The 16210-nt window shown below is 44.8% G+C and carries 12 protein-coding genes; 9 read left to right on the forward strand and 3 right to left on the reverse strand.

The window, feature by feature from the left end; translation table 11 throughout:
- Window positions 1-3: 3 nt before the first annotated feature.
- From Q1V85_RS03540 to Q1V85_RS03550, 3 genes are all read left to right on the forward strand, one after another.
- Complete coding sequence (locus Q1V85_RS03540; RefSeq protein WP_300597501.1) at window positions 4-672, forward strand: outer membrane beta-barrel protein; 669 nt, start codon at window positions 4-6, stop codon at window positions 670-672.
- Between the two features lie 75 nt (window positions 673-747).
- Window positions 748-2196, forward strand: a complete 1449-nt coding sequence (locus tag Q1V85_RS03545) for a TlpA disulfide reductase family protein (protein WP_300597503.1) — start codon at window positions 748-750, stop codon at window positions 2194-2196.
- A gap of 85 nt (window positions 2197-2281) precedes the next feature.
- Complete coding sequence (locus Q1V85_RS03550; protein ID WP_300597505.1) at window positions 2282-2491, forward strand: hypothetical protein; 210 nt, start codon at window positions 2282-2284, stop codon at window positions 2489-2491.
- 55 nt (window positions 2492-2546) lie between these two features.
- On the opposite strand, the gene Q1V85_RS03555 is transcribed toward Q1V85_RS03550, so the two are convergent.
- A complete protein-coding gene (locus Q1V85_RS03555) occupies window positions 2547-3266 on the reverse strand; it encodes a DUF4197 domain-containing protein (protein WP_300597507.1) in 720 nt (239 codons plus the stop codon).
- A gap of 180 nt (window positions 3267-3446) precedes the next feature.
- On the reverse strand, window positions 3447-3995 hold the full coding sequence (locus tag Q1V85_RS03560) for a YqgE/AlgH family protein (RefSeq protein ID WP_300597509.1): 549 nt from the start codon (window positions 3993-3995) through the stop codon (window positions 3447-3449).
- 134 nt (window positions 3996-4129) lie between these two features.
- Here Q1V85_RS03560 and Q1V85_RS03565 point away from each other — a divergent pair, with 134 nt between their 5' ends.
- Both Q1V85_RS03565 and Q1V85_RS03570 read left to right on the forward strand, forming a co-directional pair.
- A complete protein-coding gene (locus Q1V85_RS03565) occupies window positions 4130-5470 on the forward strand; it encodes a HAMP domain-containing sensor histidine kinase (protein WP_300597511.1) in 1341 nt (446 codons plus the stop codon).
- Between the two features lie 77 nt (window positions 5471-5547).
- Window positions 5548-6006 (forward strand): copper resistance protein NlpE, encoded by a 459-nt coding sequence (locus Q1V85_RS03570; RefSeq protein WP_300597513.1) that lies wholly within the window; start codon window positions 5548-5550, stop codon window positions 6004-6006.
- On the opposite strand, the gene Q1V85_RS03575 is transcribed toward Q1V85_RS03570, so the two are convergent.
- Window positions 6003-6653, reverse strand: a complete 651-nt coding sequence (locus Q1V85_RS03575) for a peptidase M10 (protein ID WP_300597515.1) — start codon at window positions 6651-6653, stop codon at window positions 6003-6005. The two genes, Q1V85_RS03570 and Q1V85_RS03575, sit on opposite strands and share 4 nt — an antisense overlap.
- 177 nt (window positions 6654-6830) lie before the next feature.
- Between Q1V85_RS03575 and nth the strand changes: the two genes are divergently transcribed.
- From nth to Q1V85_RS03595, 4 genes are all read left to right on the forward strand, one after another.
- Window positions 6831-7484, forward strand: a complete 654-nt coding sequence (gene nth / locus Q1V85_RS03580; RefSeq protein ID WP_300597517.1) for an endonuclease III — start codon at window positions 6831-6833, stop codon at window positions 7482-7484.
- 530 nt (window positions 7485-8014) lie between these two features.
- The gene (locus tag Q1V85_RS03585; protein ID WP_300597519.1) at window positions 8015-11041 is read left to right on the forward strand and encodes a SusC/RagA family TonB-linked outer membrane protein; all 3027 of its coding nucleotides are present in this window, start codon (window positions 8015-8017) and stop codon (window positions 11039-11041) included.
- 18 nt (window positions 11042-11059) lie between these two features.
- The gene (locus Q1V85_RS03590; protein ID WP_300597521.1) at window positions 11060-12751 is read left to right on the forward strand and encodes a RagB/SusD family nutrient uptake outer membrane protein; all 1692 of its coding nucleotides are present in this window, start codon (window positions 11060-11062) and stop codon (window positions 12749-12751) included.
- 220 nt (window positions 12752-12971) lie between these two features.
- Window positions 12972-16190 carry a TonB-dependent receptor gene (locus Q1V85_RS03595; protein WP_300597523.1) on the forward strand — a complete coding sequence of 1073 codons (3219 nt, stop codon included), beginning with the start codon at window positions 12972-12974 and terminating at the stop codon, window positions 16188-16190.
- The last annotated feature ends 20 nt before the right edge of the window (window positions 16191-16210 follow it).

The raw sequence follows: 16210 nt of genomic DNA on the forward strand, positions 1-16210 counted from the left end.
ACTATGAAAGTAAAAGTTTGGATTCTTTTAGCAGGGTTTGTTGCCAGTGGTTTGTGTGCAACCGCCCAAAGCAACGGACAAAAAGATTATATAGCCCGTAAAAGCAATATAGGTATTACGGCTGGTGCGCTGGGTTATTCGGGCCGGTATGCCGTAAAAGCACCATTGGGTACACATACGTCTTATGGAGTTTCGGCGTTTTATGATCATAATATGATATTGCCTTCCCAGTTATTTGTGAGGGGCGAGTTGTTGTTTGGTGAATTAAAGGGCAATAACATTGATGCCAAAAATGCCAGGAATCCTTACGGAATGTTTAAGACAAATGTGCTGGAGGCTACGGTGAAAGCCCAGTATGATTTTTTGAATGATGCGGTAACCCGGTGGTCTCCTTATGTGCTTGCAGGTGCCGGCGCCTATGGATTGTTTAATTATTCTTCTTCCAACGGGGGTAAAGACCGTTCAGATAAAATGGCATTTATTCTGCCTGTGGGTGGCGGCGTAAAATACCAGGTAAGCAGCCGGGCCCGTGTTTTCCTGGAAGGCAATGTGCGGTTCCTCACCAGGAACCTGGATAATCATAACCCCGAGGGGCGTAATAATCCCAATAAATATTATTCATTGGCGCTGGGGTTCTCCTATGCGCTGCAGAAGCATAACCAGCTGTGGTAGCGGATATGGTCTGATGCGTTATTGCCGGGGCTTTCAAAGTTCCGGCTTTTTTTATAATTTTATGAAAACTGCAATATGAAATACGCAATAACTGCTTTGTTTACACTGCTTACAACAATCATAAATGCCCGGGGAATAAATGATAAGGGAACCGTTTGGCTTATTGGAGATGTAAAAAATGCGGGTGCCGCTTTTTTTGAATTTACAAGTACCGGTTTTTTTAGTAATCGCCCATCATCCGTCATACTCAATAAAAATGGAAGCTTTAAACACAAACTGGAAATTGAGGGCCATCAGCAGGATCTCCATCTTTCCTTAAACGATGATGTTGTTATTTTTACGGTGAAGGATGGGGATAGCTTGTATATGAACTGGGATGAAAAAGATTTCAGGAACAGTTTCCGGATTTCGGGCCCCCACAGTAATCAACAGTTGTTGTGGTCGTTCCAGTGGTACCAGTACCTGAACTTCCGAAAACCCTTTTTTGATATGCAGAAAGCTCTTTATAACAGAGAGAAGCGGCTGGATGACGATGAAAAGTTCGCATTGATCAACGGTCTTTATAATAAAGAGCTAAGGGCCCTTCTTGGAGCAGACAGCAGTGGTTTTTTGTTCAAATCAGTATACCCCGACCTGTTTTATAAATATGCTGCTGTACTTCAGGACCATAAATTACTGCTGAAACGTACATTACATCCCGAAATACCTGTAAGTGATGGAAACATGGCTCAGTGGATCGGGTATCACCGGTATTCCAGCCTGGACCTGTCGCTGTTCCAGGTCAGTGATACCTACCGGAATTTTCTATACGATTTTTCGAGGTTTGCGGATCAACTGATTTTTAATTCCTTCTCAGGACGGGAAATTGAGTTCGACCCGGTTGCTGATAGCTACCACATGGCATGGAGTGTTTTAAAAATACCAGAGATCCGGAATTGGTTTATTGCAAAATGTATTCTGGATGGATTCAATTCGTATTCGTTTAATAAAGTAGAGCAAGTGTATAACCGGTTTCAGGCCGAATTAAAGGATACCGTACTGAAAAATATCCTGCAGCAGGGCTATGCTGCTGCTGCAACACTTAAACCCGGAAAAATGGCACCGGCATTTACGTTGAAAAGCGCATCCGGAAGCAATATTTCCCTGGCCGATCTGAAGGGGAAAGTAGTGTACCTGGATTTTTGGGGCGTGGGTTGTGGCCCCTGTATTTATGATATCGAAAAGTACAGTCAAAAGCTGCACTTAAAATACAAAGGAAAAGATCTGGTATTTGTTGCTGTTTGCGTAGACGCGAACGAAAAAGAATGGAAAGAGACCCTGAAAAAATATAAAATCGAAGATCAGGTCAACCTGATTGCAGAAGGTTGGGAACAGCATCCGGCTGTTAAAGCCTATAATGTTACAGGTATCCCGCATTATTATGTTATAGGAAAGGACGGAACAATTGTTGAAAATAATGCGCCCACTATGGGAGAACTGATTGGCGAGAGCAAAAATATACTCGATCAGGCACTCGGGCTTTAAAAGCGTGTCATGCGCAGCAGGTTACCTGCAAAGAATGGACAGCAGGGTAATTGGTATATCAATACCGTTTCCTTAAGCAATTTTTATGGTTGCCGCAGATACGCAGATTGCGCCTGCGGCGCTTTTCTACAATATTGTTGTAGTTAAAGCCGATACCGAATCTGCGCATCTGCGGCGCCAGGTTGGATGGGATTTGATGCCGGATCTCAATCTAAAAGAAGACATTTCAAAGCCCGGAATCAAACGCATAGCACGCCTGACAGCCAGGTATCAATACCCTGCTAATCAGAGCTGATAACTGATAGCTGAAAACTGATGGCTGATAACTGAAAACTGATAACTGATTTCACCTATTGTCCCCCTCTCAGCCGCATTTGCTGATCGGCATATCCGAAGACGCGCTGTAACAAATCGGTTTTCCGGAATGCCAGGTTGGTGCGGATCTTTTCTTCTTCGTTTCCTACATAAACGAACATGCCATCAATGGCGCGGGCCGCTATAAAATCATTCAGACTGGGTTCCAGTTTCTTTCCAAGGAAGGGGATGGCATTATATGCTTTGGCAACAGATTGATAATCCCTGTCGGCACCGCTGGTGCGTACGGTATTATCTACAATCGGCCGGAATTTGGTCATCAGGTCGGGCGACATCTGGGCTTTAAAAAAATCTGTGGCTGCATGCCGGTTGTTGGTCAGCAGGATGGAGGCGGCATCGGTAATGCTCATGTTTTTAACCGCATTTACAAATACGGGTTTTGCCTCCGTAACGGCCTGGCCCATGGCGTTGGTAAATTTGGAGGTCATCTGGTTTACCAGTGAGCTCAGCCCCAGGTCCCGCAGGGTTTTTTCAATCTTTGCGGCATCGCCGGGAAACGCAAAACGAACCAGCGGGTTGCCCTGGTTGGGATTGGCAAATGCATCAAAGCCGCTGAAAAGTCCCTGGGTAAGCGCTGCACGAAGACCGTTGGCCATGTCCAGCTGCGAAAGCCCTCCGGCTACGGATTGCAGGGTGTCACAACCTGAAAAAAATACGGATGCTCCTAATACAATAGAAAATAATAAACGTTTCATGGATATGGATATAGATTTCTGATTTCTGATTTCTGATTTCTGATTGCTGATTACTGATTACTGATTACTGATTACTGATTACTGATGAACCCGTTAAGGTACTGTAATCACGGTGATATTAAACCTTCAAAATGTTAAAAACTTTCTGGTCCCATTAACTATTGCCTATTCACCAATGCCCTAATTCAGCCGGGGGTCAATAGGGGCATTGATAATGAGTTTGTAGTCACCCCCAAGATGGGTAAGAATGTTTTTCCAGAGTGCTGTTTCATCATCGCTGAACAGGAATTCGGGGGTGGCCTTTGTTACAATCCAGGTCTTTTCCTCCATTTCAAAATTGAGCTGACCTTCTCCCCAGCCGCTATAGCCCAGGAAAAAACGCACTTTTTGGGGCTGAATACGGCCTTCGGACAGGAGGGCCGCCAGTATTTCAAAATCCCCGCCCCAATAAACGCCTTCCAGCACTTCCTTACCTCCGGGAATCTCCTCCGGGTACTGATGCAAAAAATGCAGGTTGTCCAGTCCAACCGGCCCGCCTTCATATACGGGAAAATCAAAACCTTCAAAATCAGGCACCAGGTCGCCGATGGTATGCCCGGTTTTCCGGTTCATCACAAAGCCCACACTTCCGGTAGCGTCATGTTCGCAAAGGAATACAACGGTGCGCACAAAGTTGGGATCGTTCAGATGAGGATTGGCTATTAAAAAACTACCACTTTCCGGTTCCATTAGTTGCTTCGATTATATAACAATAACATTGAATGCTTCTTTAAAAGCAAGTTAAAGTATAAAGGTAAACAGATTTATGGTTTTTACAGGTGCGGATCGATGATTATATTTGCTTTTACCCAGTTTTAACGTTCGTGAAAAAATTATTTGTACTCATAACTGTCCTGATCTCCCTGTCGCTTTTGGGAATTATACTTTTCCAGGTTTCCTGGTTAAAGAATATGGTGATTTTGAAAGAGGACCGCATACGCCAGCAAATTGATAATGCGGTAAACGAAGTAGGAAAGGAACTCATCCAATTTAAAACGCAATACAGCACACCCTACAACAACGATATTCTTATTTTACCCCGTTCTGCACATGATTTTTTCAGACGGAATACGATTTCCGCCAAGATGAGTTATCAGCAGTTGTACAATCGTATCCGCAAGGCCTTTAACAATAGCGGATTGGAGGACCTGGATTTTGAGTTTGCGCTTACGCTAAGCAGTAATCAGCCTTTTGACCCGGTTGAGCGGCAAAGTCCGAATTATGCCCAGGCAAATGCAGATACGGTACATAATTATTTGCCAAGAGGCTTTGGCATTGTGGTGTCGAGCGGCTCTGCCTTTGAAAACCCGGATGAAGCATTATGGGTAGTGGCGCTTAATTACAAGCGGCTTGTGATGCGCTCCTTAACCGGAAGTATTCTCCTGGCGATATTGTTCACACTGGTAATTATAGCAGCCTTTTTTGTTACGGTTTATACTATGCTGCGGCAGAAGAAACTGGGGGAAATAAAGAATGATTTTATCAACAACATGACCCACGAATTCAAAACGCCGATTGCTACGATCTCCCTGGCGGTGGATGCGCTGAAGAATGAAAAGGTAATGTCGAGCCGCGAACGCATGTCTTATTTTAGCGGTATCATTAAAGAAGAGAACCAGCGGATGAATAAACAGGTGGAGGCCATCCTGAAAGCTTCCCAGTTTGAGAAGCAGGAAGTGGAGCTGGATAAGGGGCCGGTACATGTACATGAGATCATAAAGCTGGTAGCAGATAAATTCCTCCTGCAGTTACAGGAAAAAAATGGTCGCGCCGAATTAGCCCTGGGCGCTTCTAATGACCTGATAAAAGGAGATGAAGTGCATTTTACCAACCTGGTCAATAACCTTATTGATAACGCGGTGAAATATTCAAAGGAAAATGTGCCCATCCATTTAAAGATTACTTCCTATAATGCGGGTGATAAACTGGTACTGCGATTTGAAGATAATGGTATCGGGATGACGCGGGAAACGCAAAAAAGGGTTTTTGAAAAGTTTTACCGGGCCCACACCGGTAACCTTCATAATGTAAAAGGCTTTGGCCTTGGATTGAATTACGTTAAATCAGTAACGCAATCACATAATGGGTCTATAAAGGTAGAAAGCATACTTGGCCGTGGGAGTATTTTTACATTGGAATTTCCTTTAGAAACCGATGTGCATTAATACGGCGCCCTGGACGCTGATCTTGATTTTGAAGAAGCCGGAAATAAATTACGCATCATTCAATAACAGGAACAGGGATGAAAATCGGATATATCATATTAGCCATCTGCATTACCGGCTGTGCTGCAGACGGAGGCAAAAGCGGAACGGGGGGCGATTCGGCGGTGTATAGCTATGCGCCGTCTGCAATTGCGGATTCAGCAAAAAAACATCCTCCGGATACTACATTGGAGGAAGGTACCTATTCCGGTCTGCTGCCCTGTGCCAGCTGCGAGGGAATCGAAACGTCCATTACCCTGTACTCAGACCGTTCCTTTCTGATGAAGGAGATTTACAAAGGCGAACAACCGGATTCTTTTATTAATAAAGGCAAATACGAAATAAAAGACCAGGTCCTGTATTTAAAAATGGATGGGGCAGGGGTGGAACGTCCGGTTATGTATACCATAACGCCCAATGCCCTCACCCAGCTGGATATGAATGGAAAAGAAATACAGGGTGCCTTTGCCGGCCATTACCGGCTGATCAAAAATTAAAGCAGGGTTTGATGATCCGGATGCCAGATACTGCTGAAATCCCCAATAATTGCCTGGTTGTTTTTAAAAGAAAGGCGTTCAATTTTTAAGAGCGCAATATCTTCCTTTTTTACCCTCCGGTAAATCGGGTACAGGGTGCCGCCCTTGGCACCTGCAGGCTGATCGGGTTCATACTGGTATATGGCATCCACCAGCGTGCCGCGGGGATACATAATGCCGGGAATGCCTTTGCCCCGGATATCCAGGTCCCGGGGATGTTCCAGTCCCAGCGTATGTCCATATTCATGCGCCGCAGTTGTGGAACCCTTATATAAATTCTCCAGTTTAAAGTACCCTGTATTGCAACCCAAACCGTCTACAAAAGAAATATTACCCTGGGCGAATTCTTCGATCCTGAAATAATTATTACGGGGGTTATCGTTGCCCAGGATTTCTTCCTGGGCAATATCGGGTTCATATGCGGCAGTAATGCGAAACCGGACGGCTCGTTCCATTCCTTCCAGCCAAACAGTTCCTTCCGGCTCATTCCACATCGTCTCAATTTCTTCCCTTATTTGTTCGGTAAGTGCGCTGGTAGCTGCATTACCATAGGTAACAATATGCGACAGGATCAGGGCGATATTATTTTCAATTTCGATAGTACCCATAAATTTCTGATTTCTGACAAACTTACTAAGGTACGAAGCATCCGTTAATGGTCCAACGTCAAACCTGGAACTTTAAACCTTAATATACGGATATACCGTCAATAAGCGAGCCTCCCATTTTCAAATTAGCACTCCCGATAGTCATCGGGATTCAAATTTTTCCCATAGGTTTGTTTCATGACAAAGAAAGAACGCTATCAGTTTGTGGTGAATTATTTTGAGGAACATATGCCCAACCCGGAAACGGAACTGGTATATGATAATCCTTACCAGTTGCTGGTTGCGGTGATCCTTTCTGCCCAGTGTACCGATAAGCGGGTGAATATGACCACTCCGTTTATTTTTGAAAAATATCCGGATCTATCCAGTTTAAGCCATGCAAGTTTTGATGACCTGTTTCCGTTGATCCGCAGCATTTCTTATCCGAATAATAAAACCAAACACCTGATCGGCATGGCTCAGAAGGTGATGGAGGATTATGGTGGCGAAATACCCATGACCGTAAATGAGCTGATCACGCTTCCGGGGGTGGGACGTAAAACGGCGAATGTCATCACCTCCGTGGTGGAGCAACAACCCAATATGGCGGTAGATACCCATGTATTCCGGGTAAGCAAACGCCTGGGGCTGGTGTCTCAAAAGCTAACCACCCCACTGGCTGTTGAAAAAGAGCTGGTCCGCAATATTGCCCCGGAATTGATTCACAAAGCACATCACTGGCTCATCCTTCATGGCCGCTATACCTGCCTGGCAAGAAATCCCAAATGCAGGGAATGCGGATTGCAGCAGATCTGCCCTTATTTTCATCACCTGCTAAAACAACAGGGTTGATTTTTTCGCACAGATACGAATGGCATCTTTTCTGCGTTTAGATAATAAGCAGGTACGGAAGGTAGATGGCATTTGAAAAATAGTATGTGATCATTTTATCCGGCGTCTCTACAAAAAAAATGTAAACGGGTTTCTGTTTTAAACGGAACAGGTTGTGGATAAAAGCAGGTTTTTGTTGGAATAAAGCCGGCGATATAAAATGTATTGGCATACAGATTGCTGTAATAACAAGATGATTTTGCAATAACGTTTTAGCGAACCTTATTTGAAGTGCGAATGCATAACCTTGTTGCGGCCATGAATCAGGTAAATTGGACAGCGTTTTTTTGAACGGATCAGCATCCGTTGGCAGGGGTTAAACCGGCCCTTGCAGAAAGTTGTTTCTGTTTTCCAAAAGCAAAACAGATCGGGGCATAAGTTTGTCCTGGCTGATTTTGCAGGCATGTTTTATCGCCCGGGAATGCCCTCCAAAATAAATGTATAGCGCTATTGTAAAACACGTTAGGCCTTTAAATCAGTTTTTAATATATATGAGAAATCGTAAACTCTTGCCTGGGTTTATCTCAGGTGCCTGTACAAGAGCGGGAGGGTATTTTGTTGCAACCGTCCTATGGGGAACCATTCCCGCGGTAACGGCAGCAGCCATGCCGGCCGTCGCATTTCAGCAAACAAAAGTTACCGTAACCGGAAAAGTGACCGATGACAAAGGAGGTGTATTACCCGGAGTTACTGTTCAGGTGAAAGGTACGCAAACAGCCGTGGTTAGCGATGACGCAGGTATGTTTTCCCTCAACCTGGATAACGCTAATGCTACATTGGTATTCAGTGCCGTTGGCTATACCAGCCGCGAAGAACCGGTTAAAGGAAGAACGGACCTGGGAACCATTGCGCTGCAGCCTTCAAAGGCAACTGCTTTGGATGAAGTGGTCGTGATCGGATATGGTACGGCGCGGAAACAGGATTTGACAACGGCCGTAGCCACGGTTAATAACAAAGATTTTATCCAGGGTGCAGTCAATAACCCCATGCAGCTGGTTGACGGAAAAGTGGCAGGGGTAACGGTATCACAAACTGCTGTGGGGGATCCCAATGCCGGAGTGAGCTTACAGGTGCGCGGTGCAAGTTCTTTCAAAGCAGGCAACGGCCCACTGGTGGTAATAGATGGAATGCCGGGCGGAGATCTCCGGAACCTGGCGCAACAGGATATTGCTTCCATAACGGTGCTGAAAGACGCCGGTGCCGCGGCTATTTATGGAGCCCGTGGAGCTGGAGGTGTTATCCTGGTGCAAACAAAAAGGGGAAGAGCCGGTAAAGTAACCTTCAACTACGATGGTTATATAGATCATGATGTAGTGGCTAAAAAACCAGATATCCTTTCTGCCGGGGAATTTTTAGAACACAAGCGGGACAAAGATTTTGGCTCGGTTACAAACTGGTACGATGCATTGATCCGCAAAAACAATATCGGGCAAAACCATTACCTGTCTGCGAGTGGCGGCAACGAAAATACACAGTTCCGGATCTCCGGGAACTATCGTACAAAGGAGGGGATTGATGTGGCGACCAACAGGAAAGAATATGGATTGCGGGCTAACTTCTTGCAAAAAGCGCTAAACGGGAAATTAGAGCTGGGCGGTAATTTCTCTTACCGCACCGCAAATGAAGCGTATACGAATTATGGTGCGTTTAAACAGGCGATCCGGCTAAATCCAACAATTCCCATAATGGACCCGAATGATCCGCTAATGTACAATACGCTTCAGGGATATGATACGTACAATCCCGTTCAGGATCTTTTAGCACGTACATCCGGCGCGGAACAGGAATATACCGTAATCGACTTAAATGCAAAACTGCATCTTACAAAAGACCTGAACACTGTAGTTAATTTTACGAGGCAGGGGCATAATATGTTGAAGCAGGAATATTGGGGCGCCAAGTCGGCAGGTTCTGTATTAAATAATTATATTGGTGAAGCCCGTATTCAAAATGAAAAGTGGGCCGATTATAATTTTGAGTGGCTGGCCAATTATACAAAGCGGTTCAATGAACATGATATACAGGCGGTAGCCGGGTACAATTACCAGGAATTTAATAATTATGGCTCCTGGTTAAAAAACAAACGCTTTCCCAGTGATTATTTCGGGTACAATAATATAGGCCAGGGCAACTGGGGTGATGGGCAGCCCATTAATATGAACGATGTGATGAGCTCCTGGAGAAGTAAAGAACAGGATATTTCCTTCCTGGGAAGGGTAATGTATAATTACCGGCAAACTTATTTTGTAACGCTCTCCGGTCGTTATGAGGGCAATTCAAAATTTGGGCCTTCAAATAAATGGGGATTTTTCCCGGGAGTTTCTGTGGGATGGAAACTGACCAACGAAGAATTCTTAAAAGACAATGATGTATTTGACGATTTAAAGCTCCGCTTTTCTTACGGGGTTACCGGTCGTAACGGGTTCGACCGTTATGTGGCACTTGCCAAGTACAGTCCTTATGGTCAGTATTTAGACGACAATAATCAATGGATCCGGGTATTTGGTCCGGGGAATAATGAAAATCCTAATCTTAAATGGGAGCGGCAGGTATCCTATAACCTGGGGCTGGATTTTGGTATTTTTAAAAATAAACTATCAGGGAGCCTGGATTTTTATTATAAAAAAGGCAGCGACCTGATCAACGATTATACGGTGCCGGTTCCTCCATATTTGCATGATCAGATGTTTGTGAACGTGGGCACTCAAAGCAGTAAAGGGGTAGAGTTGGCGTTGAACTGGAATGCAGTTCAGACCGAAGATTTTTCATACAATACCAACCTGACCTTTTCTTACAACCGCTCGAGGATGGATAAATTTTCTGAAGGTATATTTAAAACAGACCAGCGGACACTTCATGATCTGCCCTCCCCGGGAAACCCGGGACCGGCGTTTATGCTTCGCCAGGGTTTTGCCATCGGTAATTTTTGGGGCTATAAATATGCGGGGGTAGACGATAAGGGAAATATCCTTGTTTGGAAAGGTGGTGTACCGGGCAGCGAAAAGATCGATGCCACCAACAGTGCCGGTGAAGAAGATAAAACCATTATTGGAAACGGGATGCCCAAATTCGAAGCAGCCTGGGGGCATACATTTACGTATAAAAATATAGATCTGTCCCTCTTCTTAAGAGGCCGCTATGGTTATCAGATCCTGAATCTTTACCAGATGTATTATGGACTGCAGGCAGAACCTGCTGTAAACCTCTTAAAGGATGCCTATACCCGGAATGGACAAATAAAATCAGGTAAGGTAATTACCGATTATTTTCTTGAAAACGGAAGCTACACCCGGTTAGACAATCTTACATTGGGATGGAAAAAGCAATTGCGGGAAAACGCTGTAGGGTTCAGCAGCCTCCGGGTTTATGGTACCGTACGGAATCTATTTACGATAACCAAATACACAGGGTTAGATCCTGCTGCTGTAAATGTTACCGGGTTGGATCCGGGCATCGGCGATCTGGATGTGTATCCTACAACGCGCTCCTTCACATTGGGTTTACAACTGAATTTTTAAGAACTAATGAAAATGAACATGAAAAAGGGTAAAGTTTTAATAGGTATCGCCATACTTGCTGCATCATTACAGGGATGCGTAAAGCTGGATGAGGAATTGTTTTCAGAAATACCGGCAGAAGGGTATTACGACAGTAAGCTTTCAATACAGGCAGCTGTAGCACGTCCTTATGAGCACGGTCAATGGTGCGGATGGGATGGAGACCGCTGGATATTGCAGGAGTTGTCGGCCGACCAGTTTGTATGGACGCAGAAAGGAAAACACGGGTATGATGATGGCCAGTGGATCCGGATGCACGGGCATAACTGGGATGTGCGGCAGGGGCAAATCTATGGCGGATGGATCGGGCCCTACCAGGGAATTATGCAATGTATCCGGATCAGCAACGACATAAAAGACCTGGATTATTCGAAGTTTGGAATGACGGAAGCGGATAAAAAAAGGCATTTAACAGAATTAAGAACACTCAGGGCCTGGTTCTATATTTTTCTTTTAGATTTCTTTAGAAATGTTCCCATCGTTGAAACGCCCGGTGAGTTAAAAGCGCAGTCGACGCCGGAAGAAGTATTTGCCTATATTGAAAAAGAGCTGAAAGAAACCATCCCGGATCTCCCGAAAAACAGTGCGGTTCCCGGGCGTTGGGATCAGGGCGGCGCGGCAGCTTTATTGGTAAGGATTTATCTGAATGCCGAAAAATGGATCGGTAAGCCAAAGTATGTTGAATGTGCCCAGGTAGCGCAGGATATTATAAATGGGAAGTACGGCAACTATTCACTGGACACTGATTATCGCGGGCCTTTCAGGTCAGGCGTTGGGGGCTATCGATCACCCGAAAATATCTTTGAATTTCCTCATAAACTTGATATTTACAATTTTGGCTGGATGTATAATGCCATGCAGCACTATGCCATGCGGTATGCGTTGGATAACGACTGGGGGGGCTGGAACGGAGTGCATCTTACCCCTTCCAGAGACCTGAACGGGACATTGTATGACTTTAAGCTGGGGAAGCCTTATGAAAAATATGCGGCAACTGATAAACGGAAACAAACATTCCGGACAACCTCCGGCAGCGGTGATTATGAAGGCTTCTTTATGATCGGTCAGCTTTATGAATACAATACGGCAAAAGGCTATGGATATGACAGTACAAAAATGATCAACGGTTCAGAAGAATATAATGGGAAACCGTTAAAGTTTGTAGACCAGGTTGGACGTTTCTCCGAAAAACCCGGCGGGCGCTGGGGCGAAGGCTCCCATGTAGCCACCGGCGAAGAAAATTCCGGGGTGCGGTTCTTAAAATTCCCCTGGCTGCAAAAATCCAAAGGGCTTTTTATGTCTAATTCGGCCCCGGAGATCCGGCTGGCAGAAATATATTATTCTCTTGCTGAATGTAAGTACCGGGCCGGTGATAAAACAGGCGCCGCCGTTTTAATTGATGCGGTTAAAAAACGTAATTTTTCAGCCGCTGACTGGCCGGCACAAAGTTATGTGGCAAATCCCGGGAAACTGACGGACGATGAATTTGTAGACGAACTGGGGCGCGAATTTATCGGCGAGCGCCACAGAAGACCGGATTTAATAAGATGGAACCGCTTTGGCAGTGCGTGGTGGGATAAGCCTGCGGATGCAAAGGATAAAACCGTATTTCCCATTCCTCAAAAGGCTATTGATGCCAACCCCGATTTTATAAAACCCAATGGTTATTAACCAGGATTAGATACAGGAATAAAGAAGAGCTGTCTGTTACCAGGCGGCTCTTTTTTTTATGATAATCGGCGAAGCCTGATTAGGATTAAAATATTTTTTTATATAAAGAATAGATACTATTTTACAGTTGCAATAACGTTTTTGCCGGGTGGGATTGCTTTTGAATATTGCTTGTTTGCAGGATTATAACTGCCAACCCTTTTAAATCAATTATTAATATATGAGAAATCGCAAACTCTTGCCTGTGATTATCGCAGGCACACGCACAAGAGCGAGGGGGTATTTTGTCGCTGCCATTTTAGGCATGGGAGTATTCCCGGTGGTAAGTGGAAATGCCATGCCCGCTATGATGTTTCAACAAACAAAGACAACGGTAACCGGAAGGGTGACCAATGAAAAAGGAGAACCGCTTCCGGGAGTAACGGTGCAGATCAGAGGTACCCAAACAGCTGTAGTAACCGATAACGCAGGTGTTTTCAGCATCAACCTCAGCAAAGCCAATGCAACACTGGTTTTTAGTTTTGTTGGGTATTCCAACTACGAGCAAATCGTAAATGGAAGAACAGACTTAGGAACCATTGTATTGCAGGAAGCAAGTACTTCCAAGCTGGATGAAGTGGTGGTGATCGGTTATGGTACGGTTAAAAAAACGGATCTGACCGGCGCTGTAGGTTCTGTAAGGGGCGCACAGCTACAGGAGCGGCAGGCTGCATCTGTAAATGAACAACTGGCCGGACGTGTTACAGGTGTACAGGTGAATACAAACTCCGGAAGACCGGGTGGACAAACCAATATCCGTATCCGGGGATTTAGTTCCATTAACGCGTCAAGTAACCCGCTGTATGTAGTGGATGGCGTATTTCTGCCACAGGGAACTCAGTCGCAGAATAGCAATGCCATCGACTATATCAATCCGAGTGATATCGCTTCTGTAGAGATACTTAAAGATGCCTCTTCAACCGCCATATATGGTGCAAGAGGTGCAAACGGCGTAGTACTGATTACTACAAAAAAAGGCAGTGCCGGAAAAACAAGGGTAACCTACGATGGAAGCCTGTTTTTGAATGCCGAAGGTCCGCACAGGGTAAAAATGCTCAATGCAAAAGAATATCTCGCTATCGAAGACCTGGCCTATGATAATATTAAAGTATATGATCCTGTGGGATGGGCAGGCGGTTCTTACAGTAAAGTAGTGGATCCCAGGATCAAAAGAAAATCATTACCCCTGTTATTTGATAGCAATGGAAATCCCCTTTATAATACGGACTGGTTTAAAGAATCACAGCAAAAAAAGCTGTCCCAGAATCATCAGCTTGGTGTATCAGGAGGAAATGAAAGTACTACTTATGGAATGTTTCTCGGATTTCGAAATGAAAACGGGCTGATGCTGAATTCCTATTTAAAGCGTTATTCTGCGCGTTTTACAATGGATAGCCGGATTTCGAATGCCCTTAAAGTGGGCGGAAGTTTAAGTTATAATAACCAGGAAGAAAACATTATTGACCAGGGTACCGGTGGACTGAACTCGGTGCGTATGATTACAGAGGCATTTCCGTTTCTCCCTGTCCGGTATCCGGATGGAACCTGGGCGGAGAACTGGCAGTATCCGGGCGCAGAAGGTGGTTCTAATCCCGTACATATTATGACGGACCGGAAATACATTATGAATACGCAGACAATTTTAGGCGATTTTCATTTTAATGTACAACTGGCACCCGGATTGGAGTTTAGAAACCAGGAAGGTGTAAGTGTGGTAAACCGAGGCGTCAATGAATACAACGGAAGAACACTTGACCAGATAGGGCGCGATCAGAAAGGATGGGCAAATGTGAACAACAGCCGGGAGATATACTGGTCTTCGGAAAACTATTTCACCTATAATAAAAAGTTTGGAGCTATACACGATCTTAATGCAATGCTGGGTCTGTCATGGCAGAGTACCAACTACTTTAATATAGGCGCATCTTCTCAAAACTTTTCATCCGATTATTTGATGTTTAACAATATAGGAGCCGGAAGCCAGCAAAATCCGGGAAATTCAAATGCGTCCGGGTTTGCATTTAACTCTTATTTTGGAAGAGTAAATTATACACTGGCTGAAAAATATCTGTTCACCTTTACCGGGAGAGCAGATGGAAACTCCAAATTTGGCGATAATTTCAAGTATGCGTTTTTCCCGTCTGCGGCATTTGCCTGGCGGGCCTCGGATGAAAATTTCCTGAAAAATAACAGGACCATTTCAAATCTGAAATTCAGAACGAGTTATGGATATACCGGAAACTCCGAAATCGGTCCTTATTCGGCTGATGCCCTGCTGGGTTCCGGTTATGTGGCTATTTTCAACGGATCAAGAGTTACCGGGGTGGGTACAAACCGGTTAGCGAATCCTGATCTGAAATGGGAAAAAACGGCACAATTCGATGTAGGGGTGGAACTCGGCTTACTGGAAAACCGGATTGCGTTTGAAGGGGATATTTATTACCGTAAAACCACCGATATGTTGCTTCCGTTTCCAATTCCCCGTTCCAGCGGATACTCCAGCATTATGAAGAATGTAGGCAGCATGGAGAACCGGGGATTGGAGTTGGGTTTAAATACCGTAAATGTGCAGAAAGAGCACTTTTCCTGGAACACCAGGTTCAACATTTCGTTTAACAGGAATAAGGTGTTGTCGTTGGCCACACCCGCCCCGATTTTTTCCGGGAATCCTAATTTCGTAAACAATACCGGTATCATAAGAGTAGGTGATCCGGTTGGCTCCTTCTGGGGATTGAAAAGGCTGGGCGTTTGGACCGAAGCAGAAAGGGCCGAAGCTGCGAAGTACACAAGTTACCGTGGTGGTAAACCCATTTTGCCTGGCGATTTAAAATACCAGGATCTTAACGGGGACTACGCCATTAATGATGCCGATCGTATGATTATCGGGCATGGTAGTCCAAAAGGTTGGGGTAGTTTCATCAACGAGTTTCGTTACAAACAATTTGGATTAACCCTTGATATCGCATTCATGTATGGTAATGATGTGTTAAATCAAACCCATCACTCCGGGGAGGACAGGGTAGGTATCGCTAATAGTTTTGCCAGTGTGCTCGATGCCTGGGCACCGGATAAAGGCAATGACAATACCATGATCGCAGCTATAAGAGATACGCGCGCAGGATATGTAACCAATGTAGATAGCCGTTGGGTAGAAGATGGTTCTTTCATAAGAGGACGGAATCTTTTGTTAAGTTATAATTTTAAACCGGCCGCTATTGAAAAGCTGTGGCTTTCAAGATTAAGGGTTTACTTTTCCGCTCAGAACTTCTTTTTACGGACAAAGTATACTGGTAATGATCCTGAAGTATCCACCTACGGTAATGCTTTCGCCCAGGGGCAAACATTTTTTGATTACCCCAAACCAACGACCTATACGATTGGTTTGAATGCAAGCTTTTAATGACCTCTAAAAATTACACA

The organism is Niabella sp., assembly GCF_030150205.1.
Classification (GTDB): domain Bacteria; phylum Bacteroidota; class Bacteroidia; order Chitinophagales; family Chitinophagaceae; genus Niabella.